General features: G+C 68.8%; 17 protein-coding genes, 1 pseudogene and 1 riboswitch. Of the genes and pseudogenes, 9 read left to right on the plus strand and 9 right to left on the minus strand.

The genetic code is table 11. The features are described from left to right. Positions 1–4: 4 nt before the first annotated feature. Positions 5–160, minus strand: a complete 156-nt coding sequence (locus ASC79_RS21090) for a hypothetical protein (protein WP_156378260.1) — start codon at positions 158–160, stop codon at positions 5–7. 258 nt (positions 161–418) lie between these two features. On the opposite strand from ASC79_RS21090, the gene ASC79_RS13060 reads away from it, so the two are divergent. The 3 genes and pseudogenes from ASC79_RS13060 to ASC79_RS21780 all read left to right on the plus strand — a co-directional run bounded on the left by ASC79_RS13060 (position 419) and on the right by ASC79_RS21780 (position 3,033). Continuing rightward, positions 419–1,096: a DUF969 domain-containing protein gene (locus tag ASC79_RS13060; protein WP_056016946.1), complete on the plus strand. Its 678-nt coding sequence runs from the start codon at positions 419–421 to the stop codon at positions 1,094–1,096. Then, positions 1,093–2,043, plus strand: coding sequence for a DUF979 domain-containing protein (locus ASC79_RS13065; protein WP_056016949.1), 951 nt, complete (start codon positions 1,093–1,095; stop codon positions 2,041–2,043). Before ASC79_RS13060 ends, ASC79_RS13065 begins: the two co-directional genes overlap by 4 nt. Next, positions 2,021–3,033: pseudogene (locus ASC79_RS21780) on the plus strand (DUF2891 domain-containing protein). Before ASC79_RS13065 ends, ASC79_RS21780 begins: the two are co-directional and overlap by 23 nt. A gap of 72 nt (positions 3,034–3,105) precedes the next feature. Here ASC79_RS21780 and ASC79_RS13075 read toward each other — a convergent pair. Next, positions 3,106–4,128 (minus strand): adenosine deaminase, encoded by a 1,023-nt coding sequence (locus ASC79_RS13075; RefSeq protein ID WP_056016952.1) that lies wholly within the window; start codon positions 4,126–4,128, stop codon positions 3,106–3,108. Next, entirely contained in the window at positions 4,128–5,480 is a 1,353-nt protein-coding gene (glmM, locus tag ASC79_RS13080) for a phosphoglucosamine mutase (protein WP_056016955.1), read from the minus strand. The genes ASC79_RS13075 and glmM overlap by 1 nt, the downstream gene beginning before the upstream one ends. 110 nt (positions 5,481–5,590) lie before the next feature. On the opposite strand from glmM, the gene glmS reads away from it, so the two are divergent. Next, complete coding sequence (gene glmS, locus ASC79_RS13085; protein WP_056016958.1) at positions 5,591–7,411, plus strand: glutamine--fructose-6-phosphate transaminase (isomerizing); 1,821 nt, start codon at positions 5,591–5,593, stop codon at positions 7,409–7,411. A 4-nt stretch (positions 7,412–7,415) separates the two neighbouring features. Here the strand turns inward: glmS and ASC79_RS13090 are convergent, their stop codons facing one another. After that, a complete protein-coding gene (locus ASC79_RS13090) occupies positions 7,416–7,715 on the minus strand; it encodes a hypothetical protein (RefSeq protein ID WP_056016961.1) in 300 nt (99 codons plus the stop codon). A 300-nt stretch (positions 7,716–8,015) separates the two neighbouring features. On the opposite strand from ASC79_RS13090, the gene ASC79_RS13095 reads away from it, so the two are divergent. Together ASC79_RS13095 and ASC79_RS13100 are read left to right on the plus strand one after the other, a co-directional pair. Further along, entirely contained in the window at positions 8,016–8,885 is an 870-nt protein-coding gene (locus ASC79_RS13095) for a UTP--glucose-1-phosphate uridylyltransferase (protein WP_056016964.1), read from the plus strand. Between the two features lie 10 nt (positions 8,886–8,895). After that, positions 8,896–9,756, plus strand: coding sequence for an SDR family oxidoreductase (locus ASC79_RS13100; RefSeq protein WP_056016968.1), 861 nt, complete (start codon positions 8,896–8,898; stop codon positions 9,754–9,756). Here the strand turns inward: ASC79_RS13100 and chrA are convergent. Together chrA and ASC79_RS21100 are read right to left on the minus strand one after the other, a co-directional pair. Beyond that, entirely contained in the window at positions 9,753–11,084 is a 1,332-nt protein-coding gene (gene chrA / locus ASC79_RS21095) for a chromate efflux transporter (protein ID WP_056016971.1), read from the minus strand. The genes ASC79_RS13100 and chrA overlap by 4 nt on opposite strands. Positions 11,085–11,087: 3 nt before the next feature. Next, entirely contained in the window at positions 11,088–11,834 is a 747-nt protein-coding gene (locus ASC79_RS21100) for an alpha/beta fold hydrolase (protein ID WP_056016974.1), read from the minus strand. 84 nt (positions 11,835–11,918) lie between these two features. On the opposite strand from ASC79_RS21100, the gene ASC79_RS13115 reads away from it, so the two are divergent. The 3 genes from ASC79_RS13115 to infC all read left to right on the plus strand — a co-directional run bounded on the left by ASC79_RS13115 (position 11,919) and on the right by infC (position 14,707). Beyond that, complete coding sequence (locus ASC79_RS13115) at positions 11,919–13,097, plus strand: glycosyltransferase family 4 protein (RefSeq protein WP_235528654.1); 1,179 nt, start codon at positions 11,919–11,921, stop codon at positions 13,095–13,097. Next, positions 13,097–14,071, plus strand: a complete 975-nt coding sequence (locus ASC79_RS13120) for a glycosyltransferase family 9 protein (protein ID WP_056016980.1) — start codon at positions 13,097–13,099, stop codon at positions 14,069–14,071. Before ASC79_RS13115 ends, ASC79_RS13120 begins: the two co-directional genes overlap by 1 nt. 114 nt (positions 14,072–14,185) lie before the next feature. Continuing rightward, positions 14,186–14,707: a translation initiation factor IF-3 gene (infC, locus tag ASC79_RS13125; protein WP_056016982.1), complete on the plus strand. Its 522-nt coding sequence runs from the start codon at positions 14,186–14,188 to the stop codon at positions 14,705–14,707. 76 nt (positions 14,708–14,783) lie between these two features. On the opposite strand, the gene metA is transcribed toward infC, so the two are convergent. The 3 genes from metA to ASC79_RS13140 all read right to left on the minus strand — a co-directional run bounded on the left by metA (position 14,784) and on the right by ASC79_RS13140 (position 19,651). After that, on the minus strand, positions 14,784–15,710 hold the full coding sequence (metA, locus tag ASC79_RS13130; protein ID WP_056016985.1) for a homoserine O-succinyltransferase: 927 nt from the start codon (positions 15,708–15,710) through the stop codon (positions 14,784–14,786). A 43-nt stretch (positions 15,711–15,753) separates the two neighbouring features. After that, positions 15,754–15,858: riboswitch (SAM-I-IV-variant riboswitch) on the minus strand. A 98-nt stretch (positions 15,859–15,956) separates the two neighbouring features. After that, on the minus strand, positions 15,957–17,030 hold the full coding sequence (locus ASC79_RS13135) for a tyrosine-protein phosphatase (RefSeq protein ID WP_056016988.1): 1,074 nt from the start codon (positions 17,028–17,030) through the stop codon (positions 15,957–15,959). Positions 17,031–17,044: 14 nt separating this feature from the next. Further along, entirely contained in the window at positions 17,045–19,651 is a 2,607-nt protein-coding gene (locus ASC79_RS13140; protein WP_082532097.1) for a TonB-dependent receptor, read from the minus strand. Between the last annotated feature and the right edge of the window lie 207 nt (positions 19,652–19,858).

A 19,858-nucleotide genomic window follows, 5' to 3' on the forward strand; every position in this document is an offset into this window, starting at 1 on the left:
TTCGTCATCCCGCCAGCAGGTGGATGAGCGTGTTCCCGATCCAAAGAGCGCCGGCCCAGAAGGCGATGGCGAGTGCGGCGACAAAGGCGAGGCAGGCGATCGAGGTCAGACCCCGCGCGGCTCCCCGCGATGCGCCACCGAAGGCGACTGGTCGTGGCATGTTTCGCTCCCAGACTTTTCTTTAGGTCCTCACCGGTCGAGCGGCGTGGACCGGAAGAGGCTGACACGAATTAGCCGATCTGCAAAGTCCCGCGCGGATGCGCGACAAATAGGCGCAAGAACAGTGCTTGGGGGCGCGCCGATCTTCACTGTGGATAATTCGGCCAAACTTACCTCTTCCTCCGATTACCGAACGCCCAGAGCCGGCTAGAGTTCACGCTCTCCGCGCAACGCGCTGGATCCAGGGGGCCTGCAAGCTTTGCTTCCGCTAGTCGGCATTCTCGTCGTCGTGGTCGGGTTCATGGCCCGGCTCAATCCGCTGCTGGTGGTGACCGTCGCGGCGCTGGTCACCGGCGTCGCCGGCGGCATGGGCCCCGTCGAAGTCGTCGAGACCTTCGGCAAGGCGTTCAAGGAAAACCGTTACGTCTCAGTGGTCTGGGTGGTGCTGCCGGTCATCGGCCTGCTGGAGCGCGCTGGCCTGCAGGAGCGCGCCAAGACGCTGATCGGCCAGGTCAAGGCGGCCACGACAGGCCGCCTGCTGCTGCTCTACTTCATCCTGCGCCAAGCCACGGCCGCGCTCGGCCTGACCTCGTTGGGCGGCCATGCGCAGATGGTTCGGCCGCTGGTCGCACCAATGGCCGAGGCCGCCGCCGAGACCCACCACGGCCCGCTGCCCGACGAAGTGCGACAGACGATCCGCGCCCACACCGCGGCGGCCGACAACATCGCGCTGTTCTTCGGCGAGGACATCTTCATCGCCATCGCGTCCATCCTGCTGATCAAGGGATTCCTCGAGCAGAACGGAATCATCGTCGAGCCCTTGCAGCTTTCGGTCTGGGCGATTCCCACCGCGATCGTGGCCCTGCTGGTCCACGGCGCGCGGCTAATGCTGCTGGACCGCCGGCTGGCGCGCACCCTGGCGGAGGCGCGGCCATGATCGGCCTGGAGGCCCTCTACGTCATCGGCGGCGCCTTCTTCGCGGCCGTCGCAGTGATGAGCGCCCGCGACGCCAGCAATCCCAAGCGCTGGAAGAACACCGCCTTCTGGGGCCTGTTCGCCGCGAGCTTTCTGTTCGGGTCGCACCTGCCCGACTTCGCCAATGGCCTGATCGTCATCGCCATGGTCGCGGTGGCCGGCTTCGGCGGCCTTGGCCGCGGAGAACCCCAGACCACGGGCCAGGCCGAGCGGACCGAAAGCGCCGCGCGGCTGGGAAATCGCTTGTTCCTGCCCGCCCTGGCGATCCCGGCGACGGCCCTGGCGGGGACCTTCCTGTTCAAGCGGCCGGAGCTGGCGGGGCTCGTCGATCCCAAGCAGGCGACCTTGGTCTCGCTGATCCTCGGCGTGTTCGTCGCCCTGGCCATCGCCATGCCGATGCTGCGCGCCAAGCCCGCAACGCCTTTGCAGGAAGGCCGCCGGCTGCTCGACACGGTCGGTTGGGCGGCGGTGCTGCCGCAGATGCTGGCGGCGCTGGGGGCGGTGTTCGCCGCCGCCGGAGTGGGCGCCGCGATCGGCCAGATCGCCAGCCAGTGGCTGCCGGACGGAAGCCAGTTGGCGGCGGTGGCGGCCTATACTTTCGGGATGGCGATCTTCACGATGATCATGGGCAACGCCTTCGCGGCGTTCCCCGTGATGACCGCGGGGATCGGACTTCCGCTTATCGTTCAAAGGTTTGGCGGAGACCCGGCGATCATGGGCGCGATCGGAATGCTCTCCGGGTTCTGCGGGACGCTGATGACGCCGATGGCGGCCAACTTCAACATCGTCCCGGCGGCGCTGCTGGAACTGAAGGACCGCAACGGCGTGATCCGGGCCCAGGTCCCCACCGCGCTCATCCTCCTCCTGGCCAACACGGCGCTGATGTATGCCCTCGTCTTCCGTTTCTGAGCTGAATCAAGAGCTTGGCGCCAAGTTCGCGCGCCTGGCCCTAGGTCACGTGCGCCGTCCCTACCCGTTCAAGCTGGACCAGGTGCTGACCGGCGACGAGGACGTCCTGCCTCCGCGCGTGCTGCACCCGATCTTTCACGGCAGCTTCGACTGGCACTCCTGCGTGCACGGCTACTGGCTGCTGGCGAGGCTCTACCGGCGCCTGCCGATGGAACCTGCCGCTGACGAAATCGCCAGCCTGTTCAACGAGATGCTGACCCCTGACAAGGTCGCCGGGGAGCTGGCCTACCTGCAGCGGCCGACCAGCGCCGGGTTCGAGCGGCCCTACGGATGGGCCTGGCTGCTGATGCTGAGCGCCGAACTGGAGCGCATTGAGGGCCAGCCGTGGGCCGCAAACCTACGGCCGCTGGCGCACGCGTTCGCCGACCGGTTCAAGGCCTTCCTGCCCAAGGCGACCTACCCGGTCCGCACGGGACCCATTACAGCACAGCGTTTGCGCTCACCCTGGCCCATGAATACGCGGAGCAAGTCGGCGACCGCGAACTGGTCTCGCTGATCGAAACCACGGCCCGCGGCTGGTACCTCGCCGACGCCGGCGCCAACGCCTGGGAGCCCAGCGGCGACGACTTCCTGTCGCCGACCCTGATCGAGGCCGAATGCCTGCGCCGGGTGCTGCCATCGGCAGATTTTCGGGTCTGGTTCTCCAGGTTCCTGCCGAACGCCGCCGAGCGCCTGCCGGCGAGCCTGTTCACCCCGGCCAGCGTCAGCGACCGCAGCGACGGCAAGATCGCCCACCTGGATGGTCTGAACCTCAGCCGCGCCTGGTGCTGGCGCTCGATCGCCAAGTCGCTGGCCCTGACCGACCCGGCGCGCCGCGCGGCTCTGGCGGCGGCCGACGAACACCTGGCGACGGGGCTGGAGCACGTGGCCGGCGACTACATGGGCGAGCACTGGCTGGCGACCTTCGCGCTGCTGGCGCTGGAAGCTTAGGCCAAACCACATCTGGGACGATCTGTTGTTGATGGGTCCCGGTCTTCGGCTGCGCCGAAACCGGGATGACATCTAGTTTTGATCCGAGCGGGCCACGTAGGCGTCGATTTCGGCGAGGTGGCGGGCGATTTCGTCGGGGGCCAGGAACGAGCCGGTGAAGCTGTTGCGGGCGAGGACGACCAGTTCCTCGCGGGTCAGGCTGAGGGCCTGGGCGGTCTGGGTCCAGTTCTGGCCGAGATAGCCGCCGAAATAGGCGGGGTCGTCGGAGTTGATCGTGGCGCGCAGGCCCAGGTCGAGCATGCGCTTGAGCGGATGGACGGTCAGGTCGCCGACCACACAGAGCTTGAGGTTGGAGAGCGGACAGACGGTGAGCGTCATGCCCTCGCGGACCAGCCGCTCGGTGAGGGCGTCGTCCTCCAGGGCGCGGTTGCCGTGGTCGATGCGGTCGACCTCCAGTAGGTCGAGCGCCTCGTAGACATAATCGGGCGGCCCCTCCTCGCCGGCATGGGCGACGACCTTGAGGCCGAGTTTGCGAGAGGCGGCGAAGACGCGCGCGAACTTGGACGGCGGGTGGCCGACCTCGGAGGAATCGAGCCCGACGCCGGCGATGCGGTCCAGATAGGGCCGCGCCTGCTCGAGGGTCTCGAAGGCCGCCTCTTCGGAGAGGTGGCGCAAGAAGCAGAGGATCAGCTTGGAGGTGACGCCCAGCGTCTGCTCGGCCTCGTCCATCCCCGACAACAGCCCCTCGATCACCACCGAGAACGGCACGCCGCGGTCGGTGTGGGTCTGCGGATCGAAGAAGATCTCGGCGTGGCGCGCGCCGTCGTCGGCGATGCGGCGGAAATAGGCCATGGCCAGGTCGTGGAAGTCGACCTTTGTCAGCAGGACCTGGGCGCCCTGGTAGTAGATGTCGAGGAAGTCCTGGAGGTTCGAGAAGGCATAGGCGGCGCGCACCTCCTCGACGTTGGCGAAGGGCAGGCTGACGCCGTTGCGCCGGGCGAACTCGAACATCTGCTCCGGCTCGAGGCTGCCCTCGATGTGGAGGTGGAGCTCGGCCTTGGGCAGGCCGCGGATGAAGGCGGCCAGGTCGCCCATCAGGCGGCCGCCTTCTTGACCGCGCCAACGATGTCCTTGACCACCTGAACGACGAGCTTCTCGTCGTCCCCCTCGGCCATCACCCGGATCAGCGGCTCGGTGCCCGAGGCGCGGACCACGATGCGGCCGCTGCCGTTCAGGCGCTGCTCGGCGTCGGCGATGACGCCCTTCACGTGTTCGGTCTCCAACGGCTTGCCGCCGGCGAACCGGACGTTCTCCAGGATCTGCGGCACCGGATCGAATTGGCGAGCCAGCTCGCTCATCGGCTTGTCGGAATCCTTCAGCACCGCCAGCACCTGCAGCGCGGCCAGCAGGCCGTCGCCCGTGGTCGAGAAGTCGGACATGATCATGTGCCCGGACTGCTCGCCGCCGAGGTTGAAGCCGCCCTCGCGCATGCGGGCCATGACATAGCGGTCGCCGACCTTGGTGCGTTCGAGCTTGAGGTTGCGGGCGGCCAGGAAGCGTTCGAGGCCAAGGTTCGACATCACCGTCGCGACCACGCCGCCGCCGTTGAGGCGATCGCGCCCCGCCCAATAGTCGGCGATCAGGGCCATGATCTGGTCGCCGTCGACCACGTGGCCCTTCTCGTCGCAGATGATCAGCCGGTCGGCGTCGCCGTCGAGGGCGATCCCGATGTCGGCGCGGAATTCCTTCACCGCGCGAGCGATCGCCTCGGGATGGGTCGAACCGCAGTCTTCGTTGATGTTGGTGCCGTCGGGGCTGACCCCGATCTTGATGACCTCGGCGCCCAGTTCGTAGAGCACCACCGGGGCGACCTTGTAGGCGGCGCCGTTGGCGCAATCGATGACGATGCGCAGGCCGGCGAGCGAGAGGCGGCGCGGGAAGGTCGCCTTGGCGATCTCAACGTAGCGGGCCTGGCTGTCGTCGACGCGCGAGACACGGCCGAGCTCGGTCGGCGGGGCCAGCCCCTCATGCAGGCTCTGGCCCATCAGCGCCTCAATCTCGAGCTCGCGATCGTCGGAGAGCTTGTAGCCGTCGGGGCCGAACAGCTTGATGCCGTTGTCAGTGTAGGGGTTGTGCGAGGCCGAGATCATCACCCCGAGGTCGGCGCGCAGGCTGCGGGTCATCATCGCGACGCCGGGCGTCGGCATCGGGCCGAGCAGGCGCACGTCCATCCCGACGCTGGCGAAGCCGGCGACCAGGGCAGGTTCGACCATATAGCCGGACAGCCGGGTGTCCTTGCCGATCACCACCAGGTGCCGGCGCTCGTCCTGGGACTTGAACAGCTTGGCGGCGGCCAAGCCGACGCGCAGGGCGACTTCGGCGGTCATCGGATGGCTGTTGGCCTGACCGCGGATACCGTCGGTGCCGAAATAGGCGCGTTTGGACATTCGTGTTCCCGAAACGATGCGAAACCCAGATTTAGTCGACGCCGCGTTTGCGAATGCTAAAGGCGACACAGGATTATCACGCCTTCAGGCGGCAAAAGGAACTGCGCGGCATGTGCGGCATCATCGGAATCGTCGGCAAGTCCCCCGTGGCCGGGCGCCTGGTCGAGAGCCTGAAGCGCCTGGAATACCGGGGCTATGACAGCGCCGGCGTCGCCGCGCAGGTGAACGGCGTGCTGGAGCGCCGCCGCGCGCCCGGCAAGCTGCGCGAGTTGGAGGCGGTGCTGGAGCGCGACCCGATGGTCGCGGCGACCGGCATCGGCCACACCCGCTGGGCCACCCACGGCGCGCCGACCGAGCGCAACGCCCACCCGCACATCGCTGGCCGAGTGGCGGTGGTGCACAACGGCATCATCGAGAACTTCGCCGAGTTGAAGGCCGAACTGCAGGCCAAGGGCCGCGTGTTCTCCAGCGACACCGACAGCGAGGTGGTCGCCCATCTGGTCGACGAGAACCTGAAGAGCGGCCTGGACCCGCTGGCCGCCTTCAAGGCGACGCTGGACCGGCTGAGCGGCGCCTATGCGCTGGCGGTGCTGGTCGGCGGCGACACCGACGTGATCCTGGGCGCGCGCAACGGCCCGCCGCTGGCGGTCGGCTATGGCGACGGCGAGATGTTCGTCGGCTCCGACGGCATGGCGCTGGGCCCGTTCACCAACCGCGTCGCCTATCTGGACGACGGCGACTACGTGATGATCGACCACGACGGCGCGAAGGTCTTCGACGCCAGCGGCGCGCCTGCCGACCGGCCGATCAAGATCCTGGCGGCCTCGGCCGCGGTCATGGAGAAGGGCAACTACCGCCACTTCATGGAAAAGGAGATCCACGACCAGCCGGAGGGCGTGCAACGCACCATCGCGGCCTATGTGGACACCCTGACCGACCGCACCACGATCCCAGGGGACATCGACTTTTCCAAGCTGGAGCGCATCCAGATCGTCGCCTGCGGCACGGCCTACATCGCCGGCATGCTGGGCAAGTACCTGATCGAGCGGATGGCCGACCTGCCGGTCGACGTCGAGGTCGCCTCGGAATTCCGCTATCGCGAGCCTGCCCTGCGTCCGGGTTCGCTGGCCATCGCCATCTCGCAGTCGGGCGAGACCGCCGACACCCTGGCCGCCTTCCGCTACTGCCAGGCCGCAGGCATGCAGAGCGCAGCGCTGGTCAACACGGTGGAGTCCACCATCGCCCGCGAGGCCGACGTAATCTGGCCGATCCATTGCGGCCCTGAGATCGGGGTCGCCTCCACCAAGGCCTTCACCGCCCAGGTCAGCATGCTGACCGCGCTGGCCGTCGCCGCCGCCCGGGCGCGCGGCAAGATCGACGAGGCCGAAGAGAACCGTCTGGTCCGCGTGCTGCTGGAAGCGCCGCGCCTGATCGCCGAATCCATCAACCTCGAAGACGCCGTCAGGGCCATTGCGGTCGAGGTGTCGAAGGCCCGCGACGTGCTCTATCTGGGCCGCGGACCGATGTACCCGCTGGCGCTGGAAGGCGCGCTGAAGCTCAAGGAAATCAGCTATATCCACGCCGAGGGCTATGCCGCCGGCGAACTGAAGCACGGTCCCATCGCACTGGTCGACGAGGCCACGCCGATCGTGATCCTGGCCCCCTTCGACAGCTACTTCGAGAAGTCAGCCTCGAACATGAGCGAGGTCATGGCCCGCGGCGGACAGGTCGTCTTCATCACCGACCCGGAAGGCGAGCGAAGCGCCCCGGCGGGCGCCCGCGTGGTGGTGACCGCGCCCAAGTGCGACCCGCTGATCGCGCCGCTGGTCTTCTCCGCGCCCATCCAGCTGCTGGCCTATCACGTGGCCGTCCAGAAGGGCGCGGATGTCGACCAGCCGCGCAACCTGGCCAAGTCGGTGACCGTCGAGTAGCGGCCTACTTGGCCGGCGGGGTGGCCGGCGCGACTTCCGACCCGGCCGGCGGCGTGGTCGCCATGCTGCCCGTGGCCGGCGGGGTCGCCGTCATCGCGTCGGCCGGAGGGGTGGTCGCCATCGAACCGGCGGGCGGGGTCGCGGTCATGGTGTCAGCCGGCGGCGTGGCGGCCATGCTGTCGACCGGCGGGGTCACCGCGGTGTCCTGAACCGGGGTCGCTTCCTCGGCCTTCTGGCCACAGGCGGCCAGAGTCAGGGCGAGCGCCGAGGCGGCGGCGAGCGCGGAAAAGGTGCGAAGTTTCATTGGAGAGCCCTTTGTTCGAAGTGCTGGTGGCGTGCGATGAACCGTTCACGGCCTCGTGAGTTCCGGCCGGCCGATCACGAAACACCTGTACAGTAGCGCGCCAAGCCCAGCTTGAGCAGAATGGTCCACATACAAACTTTAGCTTTCAGGCAACTCTATCGGTTGAAAAGCTCTTCCACCGTGCGAGCGTGACCTTGGTCGAAATCCGGCGCCGAAACCTGGCGTCCATCTTCGACTGTCACACTGGGCGTTGAATATCGAGCGTCCCGTCATGGGTCGGGGGATTGCGGGAGGGCTTGGATGACCAAACGTGTGCGCAAGGCGGTGTTGCCGGTGGCCGGGCTGGGGACGCGGGTTCTGCCCGTGGCGCGGGCGACGCCGAAGAACCTGCTGAACGTCTTCGACCGTCCGATCCTGTCCTATGTGGTCGAGGAAGCGCGCGCCGCCGGCATCGAGCACTTCGTGTTCATCACCAGCCGCGGCCAGGGTCCGATCGAGGACTATTTCGACGGCAATCCCGAGATCGAGGGCGCGCTGGAGGCCAAGGGCAAGAGCGACGTCCTGGCCGAGGTGCGGCGAGACATCCTGCCGCCCGGCTCGATGAGCTTCATCCGCCAGATGGCGCCGCTGGGCCTTGGCCACGCGGTCTGGTGCGCACGCGACGTCATCGGCGACGAGCCGTTCGCGGTGATCCTGCCCGACATGCTGATGGCCGCGCAGACCCCGGCCCTGGCCCAGGCGGTCGCCGCCTATGACCAGGTCGGCGGCAACATCGTGGTCGTCGAGCCCGTGCCCGAGAGCGAGACCCACAAGTACGGCATCGTCGCCCTGGACGGGCGTGAGGGCCGGCTGAACCGCATGACCGCCATGGTCGAGAAGCCCAAGCCGGGCACGGCGCCGTCGAACCTGATCATCTCGGGCCGCTACATCCTGCAGCCGGACATCTTCCCGCTGCTGGAGCGGCAGGGAAAAGGCTCGGGCGGCGAGATTCAACTGACCGACTCCATGGCCGAGCTGATGAAGGTCCAGGACTTCCACGCGCTGGAATACGACGGGACCACCTATGACTGCGGCGACAAGATCGGCCTCCTGAAGGCCAACGTCGCCTTCGCCCTGCAACGCCCGGACTTCGCCGACGCCGCCCGCAAGGCGATCGCCGAGCTGCTGTAGGCGGTTCCGGGTGCGCCTGTTCATCTATGGCTACGGGTTCGTGGGCCGTACGCTGGCGCGGCGGATGCGGGCCAAGGGCTGGGATGTCAGCGCCACCTATCGCAACCCCGCCGACGGCGAGGCGATGCGCGCCGAGGGCGTCGATGCGGTGGCCGCCGAGGACAAGGACGCCATCGCCGCGCGGCTGAGCGACGCGCAGGCGGTGCTGGTGACCCCGCCGCCGGGCCCGGAAGGCTGCCCGGCGCTGCAGGTGCTGGTTCCGGCCCTGGCCAAGGCGGGCGCCTTCCCCGACTGGATCGGCTACCTCTCGACCACCGGCGTCTATGGCGACCGGCGCGGCGGCTGGGCGTTCGAGGACAGCCGGCTGGCGGCGCAGTCGCTCGAAGGCGCACGCCGCGTGGCGGCCGAGCGCGACTGGCTGGAGGTCGCGCGCGGGATGGGGCTGACGCTGACCGTGCACCGGCTGCCGGGGATCTATGGGCCGGGCCGCTCGGCGTTCGACCGGCTGCGCGAAGGCCGGGCCAAGCGCTACGACGCGCCGGGGCATGTGGTCGGGCGCGTGCATGTGGACGACCTGGCCGCGGGCCTGGAAGCCTCGATCGCGCGGCCGCGGGCCGGCGGGATCTACAACCTGGTCGACGATGCGCCCGCGGCGAACAGCGAGGTGATCGCCCATGCGGCGGCGCTGCTGGGCCTGCCCGCCCCGCCGCTGACGCCGCTGGACATCGACGCCCTGCCCGTGAAGGCGCAGCGGTTCTATCGCGAGAACCGGCGCGTCTCGAACGCGCGGGCCAAGGCCGAGCTGGGCTGGCGGCTGGCCTATCCGACCTATCGCGAGGGGCTGGCGGCGATCCTGGCCGCCGAAGGCTAGAGCGACCCCAGTACAAGCCCGCCCAGCGCGCAGGCGATCAGGGTCGGGGTCAGGCCGACCTTGAACCGCAGCATGGCGACGCCGGCGGCGGCGGCCAGCAGGGCCGGACGCCAGTCGAAGCTGGCCAGCACCGGGACGTCGGGTCCCCAGCCGCCGAACTGGACGACCTGGGCGAACAGCAGGTGCAGCCCGAACCAGAGGGCGAGGTTGGCGATGACGCCGACCACCGCCGCGGTGATGGCGCTGAGCGCGGCGGCGGCGGCGCGATGGCCGCGCAGGGCCTCGACATAGGGCGCGCCGAGGAAGATCCACAGGAAGCAGGGCGCGAAGGTGACCCAGGTGGTCAGCAGGGCGCCGAGGGTTCCGGCCAGCAGCGGGTCGAGATCGCCGGCCTGGCGGTAGGCGGCCAGAAAGCCGACGAACTGCAGCACCAGGATCAACGGGCCGGGCGTGGTCTCGGCCAGGCCCAGGCCGTCGGCCATCTCGCCGGGCTGCAGCCAGCCGAAGCCGTCGACGGCGGCCTGGGCGACGTAGGAGAGCACGGCGTAGGCGCCGCCGAAGGTGACGACCCCCATGGTCGAGAAGAAGCCGGCCAGCCGCGTCCAGACGCTGGCCTCGCCGAACACCAGGAACAGCACCGCGACGGGCGCCAGCCAGACCGGCAGCCAGACCGCCAGCACCCGCAGGGCGCGGCCGCGCGAAGGCGCCAGATGCCCGCCCTGGCCCGCGGCGACCACCGCGTCGACGAGATCGGGAGCGTCCGGCGCCGCGTCGGCCTGGACCGGGGGCGACATCAGCGCCGGCGCGAACCAGCCGAACAGCCCGGCGGCGAGGATCACCACCGGGAACGGAATGCGCAGGACGTAGAGCGCCAGGAAGGCGGCCAGCGCGATGAGCACGGCGGCGCGGGTCTTCAGCGCCCGGCGGCCGACGCGCAGCACCGCCTCGACCACGATGGCCAGCACCGCCGACTTCACGCCCAGGAACAGCGCCGCGGCCAACGGCGTGGCGCCCAGCAGGACGTAGGCGATGCTGAGCCCCAGCATCACCAGGGCGCCGGGGACGATGAACAGCAGCCCGGCCAGCAGGCCCCCGGCGGTGCGGTGCATCAGCCATCCGACATAGGTGGCGAGCTGCTGGGCCTCGGGCCCGGGCAGCAGCATGCAGTAGTTGAGCGCGTGCAGGAAACGCCGCTCGCCGATCCAGCCGCGCTCCTCGACCAGCACCTTGTGCATCAAGGCGATCTGGCCGGCCGGTCCGCCGAAGCTGAGGAGGCCGATACGGGCCCAGACCCTGGCCGCCTCCCAGAAGCTGGGGATCTGCGCCATGGGCTAGGCGAGCAGCTCGTCGAGGGCGGCGGTGAGGCGCGCCAGGTCCTGGGGCCGCGACAGCCGATGATCGCCGTCGCGGACCAGGGTGAAGACCACGTCCTCGCCGCGAATCGCCTGGGCCAGCTCCAGGGCATGGCGCCAGGGGACATCGGGGTCGGCCCCGCCCTGCAGGATGCGCACGGGGACGTCGATGTTCACCGGGCCGGGCAGGATCGACCAGCGGGCGCCGTCCTCCAGCAGCTGGCGGGCGATGGGATAGGGCTCTCCGTAGTCGGACGGACGCAGCCAGACGCCGGTCGCCTCCATCTGGGCGCGGTCGGCGGCGGTCATCTCCGGCGCCATCAGCTTCTCGGTGAAGTCAGGCGCGGGCGCGATCAGCACCAGCGCCTTGATCCGCTCGGGGACCGCGCCGGCGACCAGGCACGAGATCCAGCCGCCCATGGACGATCCGACCAGCACGGCCGGCCCCTCGACCAGCGCCTCCAGCACCGCCAGGGCGTCCTCGCGCCAGCGGGTGATGGTTCCTTCCGCGAAGTCGCCGTCCGACTCGCCGTGGCCGAAATAGTCGAAGCGGACATAGGCGCGGCCGCGGGCAAGCGCCCAGTCGGCCAGCACCTGGGCCTTGGTTCCGGCCATGTCGGAGCGGAAACCGCCCAGCCAGACCACCGTCGGGCCCGCGCCCGCCACACGCCGCCAGGCCAGCTTGGCGCCGTCGGGGCGCTCCAGAATTCCGCTCGTTTCACCCATGGGTAGGTCATAACGCGCGGATGTGACATCGTTAAGCGCGCGCAGAGGGTTTACCAAACCGAGGCTTGCGCTATGCAGAACCCCGTGACGCTTCCCCCAGACTTCACTCTCCTGCAGGTCGTGCCGGAACTCGAAACCGGCGGGGCCGAACAGACCACCATCGACGTGGCCAATGCGGTCGTGCGCGCAGGGGGCAAGGCCCTGGTCGCGACCCGTGGCGGACGCATGGCCGCACGGCTGGAAGCCGATGGCGGGCGGTTGGCCCAGATGCCCGTGCAGACCAAGAACCCGCTGGTGATGCTGGGCAACGCCGCGCGGCTGGTCGATCTGATCCGCAAGGAGAAGGTCTCGATCGTGCACGCCCGCAGCCGGGCCCCGGCGTTCTCGGCGCTGTGGGCCGCGCAGGCGACCAAGACCCCGTTCGTGGCCACCTATCACGGCGTCTACGGCGCCAAGAACAGCGTCAAGCGCTGGTACAACGCGGTGATGACGCGCGGCGACCTGGTGATCGCCAATTCCGACTACACCCGTGACCACGTGCTGGCCGAGCACCAGATCGACCCGACCAGGATCGTGTCGATCCCGCGCGGCATCGACCTCGAGCGCTTCAACCCGAGCTGGGTGACGCCCGAGCGCGTGCAGGCGCTGCGCGAGGCCTGGAGCGTCGACAGCCGCGACCGCCGCGTCAAGCTGCTGCTGGCCGGCCGGCTGACGCGGATCAAGGGTCACCTGCTGATCATCGAGGCCGCCAGGCGCATGCGCGCGCAGGGGACCGAGAATTTCCTGATCCTCTTCGCAGGAGACGACCAGGGCCGCACCGGCTACCGCGAGGAAGTCGAGGCGGCGATCGTCGCGGCGGAGCTGTCTGAATACGTGCGGCTGGTCGGACATTGCGACGACATGCCGGCCGCCTACCAGATCTGCGACATCGCCATGCTGCCGACCACCAAGCCGGAATCCTTCGGGCGCACGGCCGTCGAGCCGCAGGTGATGGGCAAGCCGGTGCTGGCCTCCGACCACGGCGGCACCACCGAGACCGTGCTGAACGGCGAGACCGGCTGGCTGGTCAAGGTCGACGACCCCGACGCCTGGGCCGTGGCGATGAACAAGGCGATCGAAATGGGCGCGCCGCGGCTGGCGGCCATGGGCCAGGCGGCGGCGAACCGCGCGCGCCGGCTCTACTCGGTCGACGCCATGTGCGATGCGACCCTGGACGCCTACGCCCAGGTGCTGGCCGCGCGCAATTCGGGGTTCAGCGGCTGATGGCGCGCGAGATCAAGAAGATCCTGGTCATCAAGCTCTCTGCCCTGGGCGACTTCGTGCTGGCGCTGGCGGCGATGAAGAAGATCCGCCAGGCGCACAAGCGCGCGCACATCACGCTGCTGACCACGCCGCCGTTCGAGAGCCTGGCCAAGGCCTGCCCCTATTTCAACGCCGTCGAGACCGACGGCCGGCCGGAGGGCCTGGGCGAGTGGCTGGCGCTGCGCAAGCGGATCAAGGCGGCCAAGTACGACCGGGTCTACGACCTGCAGACCTCGGCCCAGTCGGCTCGGATCTTCCACATGCTCTCGCCGTTCCCGCCGGAATGGTCGGGGATCGCGGCGGGCTGCTCGCTGCCGCACAAGAATCCCGCCCGCAACCGCATGCACACGCTGGAGCGCCATGCCGACCAGCTGAAGTACGCCGGCATCTGGCCCGACGCGCCGACCGAACCGGGCACGGCGCCAGGTCCCGACCTGTCGTGGGTGCTGCCCAAGCCCAGCCAGACCCGCCCGGTGCCGGGCGGCGTGCGGCCAAAGCCCTATGCGCTGTTCGTGCCCGGCGGTTCGGCCCACCGGCTGGACAAGCGCTGGCCGGCCGAGCGCTACGGGCAGCTGGGCAAGATCCTGGTCGAGCGCGGCTACGACATCGTCATCATCGGCGGCCCGCAGGAAAGCGCCCTGGCCCGCCAGATCCAGCGCGAGGTCGGCCAGGTCCGCGACCTGACCGGCCGCACCGATTTCGCCAAGGTCGCCATGCTGGGCGCCAAGGCGGCGCTGGTGGTCGGCAACGACACCGGCCCGCTGCATCTGGCCGCCGCCACCGGCGCGCCGACCGTGGTGCTGTTTTCGAGCGCTTCAGACCCGGAACTGGCCGCTCCGCGCGGCCATGTGACCGTCCTGCGGTCGGGCGCGCTGAGCGACCTGTCTGTGGCCGAGGTCCTACAGGCGGCGAATGCTTTGCTGCCTCAGCCCTAGCACCGCTTGATTGGGACCATCCCCTTCGTCATATATGGCGTCCTGACCGGAGCCCCGTGCTGCCGGCCACACCTGTTTCAACAGCTCTAGGAGCGAAAGCCTATTCGCCGCCCCATGCAGGCGCCGCCCGTCAAAGACGGACCGCGCATCAATGATGAGATCCGCGTCCCCAAGGTTCTGCTTATCGACCAGCACGGCGAGAAGCAGGGCGTGATGCCGACGTCGAGCGCCATGGAGGCCGCTGAGGAAGCTGGCCTCGACCTGGTCGAGATCGTGCCCAATGCGGATCCGCCAGTCTGCAAGATCCTGGACTACGGCAAGTTCAAGTTCCAGGAACAGAAAAAGAAGAACGAGGCCCGCAAGCGCCAGAAGGTCGTCGAGATCAAGGAGATCAAACTCCGTCCGAACATCGACATTCACGACTACGAAGTGAAGACCAAGGCAATGCACCGGTTCTTCGACGAAGGCGACAAGGTGAAAGTCACCCTGCGCTTCCGCGGTCGCGAACTGGCTCACCCGGAACTCGGGATGAAGCTGCTCCAGAAGGTCAAGGCCGACTTCGACGAAGTCGCCAAGGTCGAGTACGAGCCGCGCATGGAAGGCCGTCAGATGATCATGATCCTGGCCCCGCGCTAGGCTCGACGACATCGAGCGAACGACAAGACGGCCGCCCTTCGGGGCGGCCGTTTTCGTTTGGGCCTGACCTCCGCCGTCAGCCGACCTTGGCGCCGATGTCGCGCGGGTCGTAGGGCGTCGTGCGATAGATCTCGTTGATCCAGTTGGCGAACAGCAGGTGGGCGTGGCTGCGCCAGCGGTTCTTCGGCGCGCGGTCGGGGTCGCCGCCCGGGAAGTAGTGCTGCGGCTGCGGGGTGGCGGGATCCTTGGCGCGGTCGCGCACGAACTCGTCGGCGAGCGTCGTGGCGTCGTATTCCAGGTGATTGAACATGTGCAGTCCGCGCCGCGCCGGGTCCTCGACCAGGCAGAGGCCGGCCTCGTCGGATTCCAGCAGCACCTGGAGCCCTGCGCCGCTGGGCAACTCATCGCGCCGCACCTCGGTCCAGCGCGAGACCGGGACATCGACCTCCTCGGAAAGGCCGCGCAAGTACGGCGAGGCCGGCGCGACGAGGCGATGGGTGAAGACGCCCGAGCGCTTGTTCGCCAGCACATGCTTGCCGACCCCGTGGAAGTGCTGCAGCGCGGCCTGGGCGGCCCAGCAGATGTTCAGGCCGCTGTGCACATGGTCCTGCGTCCAGTCGAAGATCCTGCGCAGCTCGTCCCAGTAGTCGACCCGCTCGAACGGCAGCGTCTCGACCGCCGCGCCTGTGACGATGAAGCCATCGAAACGCTCGTGCCTGACCTGGTCCCAGGTCCGGTAGAAGGCGGCCAGGTGCTCGGGCGGCGTATTGCGCGGCGTGTAGCTGGCCAGTTGGACCAGCGAGAGCTCGACCTGAAGCGGGGTGGCCCCCAGCAGGCGGGCGAACTGGATCTCGGTCTTGGGCTTGTCCGGCATCAGGTTGAGCAGCGCGATGCGCAGCGGCCGGATGTCCTGGCGCGCCGCCTGGGTCTCGGCCATGACGATGACGCCTTCCTCCTCGAGGGTGGCGCGCGCAGGCAGGGCGTCAGGAATCTTGATCGGCAATGCTCGGTCCTCAGCACTTGAAGTCGGCGCGGGACGGAGTTCGGATCACCCGGTTCGTTGCCGCCTCGGCCACATCCCCCCAATGGGAGCGCCACCTTGCTCGGGAAGCAGGTTGGCGTTGGGCGACGCCCAACTCTTGATGCGAGACCAGCAATAGAAAATGTCGGCGCCTCTCACAAGGCGCCATGAACGGCTGAAAGAAGCGACGCGCGCGCTGCGGGGCCAGCGCGCGCGTCGCGGCAGGCGCTACTCGGTGTAGCGCTTGCGCAAGGCGGCGATGTCGGCGGCGCTGACACCCAGCTCCTTGTCGAGATAGCCCTCGACCGAGCCGTACTCGGCGACGAGCGCGTCGAGGGTCGCCTCGATGTAGGCCGGTTCGGTGCGCATCAGCACGGTCAGGACCTCTGGCGGCAGCTTGGCCAGGGCGGCGGTGGCCGGATCGTCGGCGCGGGCCGCCTGCTGGCGCATGGTCGACTGCTGATACTTCTCGCTGAGCGCATAGTCCGAGACGACGATGCTGCGCGGCACGCCGAGCGCGGTGAGGATGAGGGCCGAGCCGACGCCGGTGCGATCCTTGCCCGCCGTGCAGTGCACGAGCATCGGCGTGTCGCCCGCCTTCATCCGCGCGAACATGGCCTTGTACTCAGGTGCGTAGACCTTTGGGGTCTGGCGGTAGAAGGCGATGAAGTTCTCACGGACCTTGGCCGCGGTCGGCGTCCCCTCGCCCATCAACGACTTGGCGTCGAAGTCTAGGTTGGCCTTCGGCGAGTTGAGGAAGGCCGGCGGCCGCCCCTGCCACTTGGTCGGTTGGGCGAGCCGTTCCTGATCGGTGCGCAGGTCGCAGATCAACCGGACGCCCAGACCATCGACGGTCTTGTAGTCCGCCGGAGTCAGCTCCGAGAGCGCGTTGGAGCGGAACACCTGGCCCCACTTCACGCGGTGGCCGTCCTTGGTCGGATAGCCGCCGACGTCGCGGAAGTTGCTGGCGCCGCTCAGCGGAATCACCCGCGTGCCGATGCGGACGCCTGTCGGCGCAGCGTCGGCGCGGACGTAGAAGTAAGGCCGCACGCCCGCCCCCAGCGGATCGCGGAAGGCCTCGGCGCCGTCGGTGTCGTTGTCGGCCAGCTTCTTCATCGCCTTGGGCGCGGCGAGCGGATCGGCCGAGACATAGACGTCGACCGGGGCGCCTGGCTTGGCCGTAGCCCAGGTGACCTCGTAGACGCCGGCGTTCCAGCGGACGTCGGCCGCGGTGACCGCCGGCGGCGGAGCGGCGGCGGTCAGCAACGGCAGGGCGAGCAGGGGCAGCAGGATGCGCTTCATGGGAGTCTCCGGGATCAGAAGTTGAAGCGCAGGCCGGCCATGTAGCGGCGGCCGACGCCTTCGGTCTCGATCGGGCGCGAGGGGTTGCCCTGGTAGCGCTGACCGATCTCGTCCGTGAGGTTGTTGGCGTCGAAGTAGACGGTCAGGCCGTCGCGCACCTGGTAGCGGATCGAGAAGTCGAGCTGCTCGGTCGCCGACCAGTAGGTGTCGCTGGAGGCGTCAGGGCTGGGCTCGTCCAGCCAGTCGTCGCGCCACTGGTAGCTGAGGCGGGCGGAGAGGCCGTAGTTCTCATAGAAGATCGAGGCGTTGGCGATGGCGTCCGACATGCCCGGGAACCGCGAGGTCTTGCCGTCCGGCGTCTTGAAGTCGCCGTCCAGCAGGGTGAGGTTGCCCTGGAAGCCGAAGCCGTCGAACGGCGCGGGCAGGAACTGCCACTGCTGCAGGTAGGCGAACTCGACGCCGCTGAGCGTGCCGTCCGAACCGTTGAGCGTCGTGGTGTAGTCGTAGCCGGTCCGGTCGAAGCCGGGCGCGTCGAAGCGGTCGTCCTGGATGGTGGCGGTCGCGTCGAAGAGGACGTCGTCGACCTTGCGCATGAAGGCCGAGACCGAGGCCAGGCCGGCGCCCGGCAGATACCACTCCAGGGCCGCATCGATCCCCCAGGCCCGCTCGGGCTTCAGGTCCGGATTGCCGCCCGAGACGACCTCGGAGACGTCGTTGATGGAGACGCTGGTGCGCAGCTCACCGAACGAGGGCCGAGCGATGCCGGTGATCACGGCGAAGCGCGCCTGCAGGTCCTCGTTGATCTCGTAGTTGATATGCAGGCTGGGGAAGACGTCGGTGTACTCCTGGCCGACCGTCAACGGGGTGAGCGCGCCGCCGGCCGCCGCAGCCCCGGAGCTTTCCAGTTCGACATGCTCGACGCGCAGGCCGGCGAGGATCTCCCACGGGCCGGTGCGCCACTTGTTCTGGACGTAGCCGGCGAGGATGTCCTCCGAGACGTCGAAGCGGTCTTGCGGCTGGACGACCTTGGCGGGGTCGTACAGCCCCTGGGCCTGAGCGGCGGCGAGCAGCGCGTCGAGCTTGGCGCGCAGCCCGATGTTCTCCATCTGGCGCACGCCCCAGCCGCGCTGGAAGTCCGAGTCCCACTGCGCCGCCTCGAGGTGCGGATCGGCGCTCCAGCCAAGACCGGTCTGGGCGCCAAAGCTCTGCAGCACCGGCGTCGCGCCGGGGACGCCGGAGAACGTGTTCCCCTGGGCCTTGCGGGTGTCGTACTTCAGGCCCGCCGAGAAGGTCGCCTCGGCGCCGAACGAGGTCCAGTCGCGGGTGACGTCGAGTTGGCCGGTCCAGGCGTCGGTGTTGGTCTCGGTCTTGATCGGGATCAGGACGTCGGCGGCCGAGCCGGTCTGGGGCAGGTCGCTCAGCGCCGCGCCGCGGGTGAACGCCGCCCCGGGAACCGATCGATAGAGCGACATGTTCGGAATGCCGCTGGTCGCGCCGTCATAGACCAGCGACAGGCGGCTGGCGGGCAGCACGAAGTTCTGCTGGATGAGCGGCAGGTTCATCCCGGCGTCGGTGTGGGTGTAGTTGAGTCGCCACTCGACCCCGAGGTCGCCAAACGTATGGTCGCCGCCGAGCGTGTTGGTGAAGGTGTCGTCGTAGTAGCGGCCGTACTGGAAGCTGGACGTGTAACCCGCGCCATCGACGAAGCCGGCGTCGGCGCCGCGGTTGGCGGGGCTCTGGGTCAGGGCGCGCGAGAGCTGGAAGTCGTACTGGTTGCGCTGCTCGCGGTCGATGAACTCGGAGTACAGGCTGCTGGCGAAGATGCGGTCGCCGTTATCGAAGCGATATTCGAGCCCCAGCTGCCCGGCGTTGTTCTCGCGCTCCAGCTGATATGAGCGGAACGAGAAGTCGTCCGGGGTGTCGAGGTTGCCGTCGCGGCTCCAGGTGATCTCGCGGTTGTCGGTCGTCTGGTTGCGGCGGTAGTGGGCCAGCGCCGCGGTGACGCCGAACTTGTCGTTGGACCAGGACAGGCGCACCGAGCCCTGCCGCTGCGGCCCTTCGCCGAGCTCCATCTGGCCCCAGCCCACGTCGCCCGAGACGCTCAGGCCTCGCTGGTCGAAGGGCGAGGCGGTGACGATGTTGATGCGGCCGGCCAGCGCTTCGGCCGGCTGGTCGGGGGTCAGGGTCTTGTTGATCTCCAGACTGGAGATCACGACCGCCGGCACCGAGTCGAAGCGGAACAGCCGCTCCTCGGCGCCGAGGATGTTCATCCCGTCGACGGCCACGACGGTCCACCGCTCGGGCGCGCCGCGCAGCTGGACGTAGCGCTCCTGGCCCTGGTCGCGCTCGATGGCGACGCCGGGAACGCGCGAGAGCGCGGCGGCGGCCGACTGGTCGGGGAAGCGGCCGACGGCGTCGGCGGCGACGATGCTGACGATGTTGTCGGCTTCGCGCTGTTGGGCGATGGCGGCGGCCTGGGCGTCGAGGATCGGCCTGGCGACGACCACGACCTCCTCGACGGCGGCCACGTCATCGTCGGCCCAAGCAACGGCCGGCGCCGCCGCGAGCGCCGTAGTGGCAAGCAGCGCGGCTCGCATGAGCCGGGCGGAAGGTCTGAACATGGCGTCCCCCTGGGTGTCCCTTACGGAGGCCGCCGATAGCAATTCGAACAGTTGTACAGGGTGAAGCTTCGCGCAAGTTTTCGCGACAGTTTCGCAAACCACTGGCGATCAAGGACTTATTCTCGATATTCAGGGGCCAGGCACGTAAGCAAGGCAGACCGGAATTGAACGATTGTACACCGCATCGGGGTTGCAGGCTGGCCAAGG

It is taken from the genome of Phenylobacterium sp. Root1290 (assembly GCF_001425305.1).
Taxonomy (GTDB): domain Bacteria; phylum Pseudomonadota; class Alphaproteobacteria; order Caulobacterales; family Caulobacteraceae; genus Phenylobacterium.

Coding starts and splice junctions, on each gene's coding strand:
- ASC79_RS21090 (WP_156378260.1), bottom strand. CDS start 160: ATGCCACGACCAGTCGCCTTCGGTGGCGCATCGCGGGGAGCCGCGCGG.
- ASC79_RS13065 (WP_056016949.1), top strand. CDS start 1,093: ATGATCGGCCTGGAGGCCCTCTACGTCATCGGCGGCGCCTTCTTCGCG.
- ASC79_RS13075 (WP_056016952.1), bottom strand. CDS start 4,128: ATGGGCGACCTGGCCGCCTTCATCCGCGGCCTGCCCAAGGCCGAGCTC.
- glmM (WP_056016955.1), bottom strand. CDS start 5,480: ATGTCCAAACGCGCCTATTTCGGCACCGACGGTATCCGCGGTCAGGCC.
- glmS (WP_056016958.1), top strand. CDS start 5,591: ATGTGCGGCATCATCGGAATCGTCGGCAAGTCCCCCGTGGCCGGGCGC.
- ASC79_RS13090 (WP_056016961.1), bottom strand. CDS start 7,715: ATGAAACTTCGCACCTTTTCCGCGCTCGCCGCCGCCTCGGCGCTCGCC.
- ASC79_RS13095 (WP_056016964.1), top strand. CDS start 8,016: ATGACCAAACGTGTGCGCAAGGCGGTGTTGCCGGTGGCCGGGCTGGGG.
- chrA (WP_056016971.1), bottom strand. CDS start 11,084: ATGGCGCAGATCCCCAGCTTCTGGGAGGCGGCCAGGGTCTGGGCCCGT.
- ASC79_RS21100 (WP_056016974.1), bottom strand. CDS start 11,834: ATGGGTGAAACGAGCGGAATTCTGGAGCGCCCCGACGGCGCCAAGCTG.
- ASC79_RS13120 (WP_056016980.1), top strand. CDS start 13,097: ATGGCGCGCGAGATCAAGAAGATCCTGGTCATCAAGCTCTCTGCCCTG.
- infC (WP_056016982.1), top strand. CDS start 14,186: ATGCAGGCGCCGCCCGTCAAAGACGGACCGCGCATCAATGATGAGATC.
- ASC79_RS13135 (WP_056016988.1), bottom strand. CDS start 17,030: ATGAAGCGCATCCTGCTGCCCCTGCTCGCCCTGCCGTTGCTGACCGCC.
- ASC79_RS13140 (WP_082532097.1), bottom strand. CDS start 19,651: ATGTTCAGACCTTCCGCCCGGCTCATGCGAGCCGCGCTGCTTGCCACT.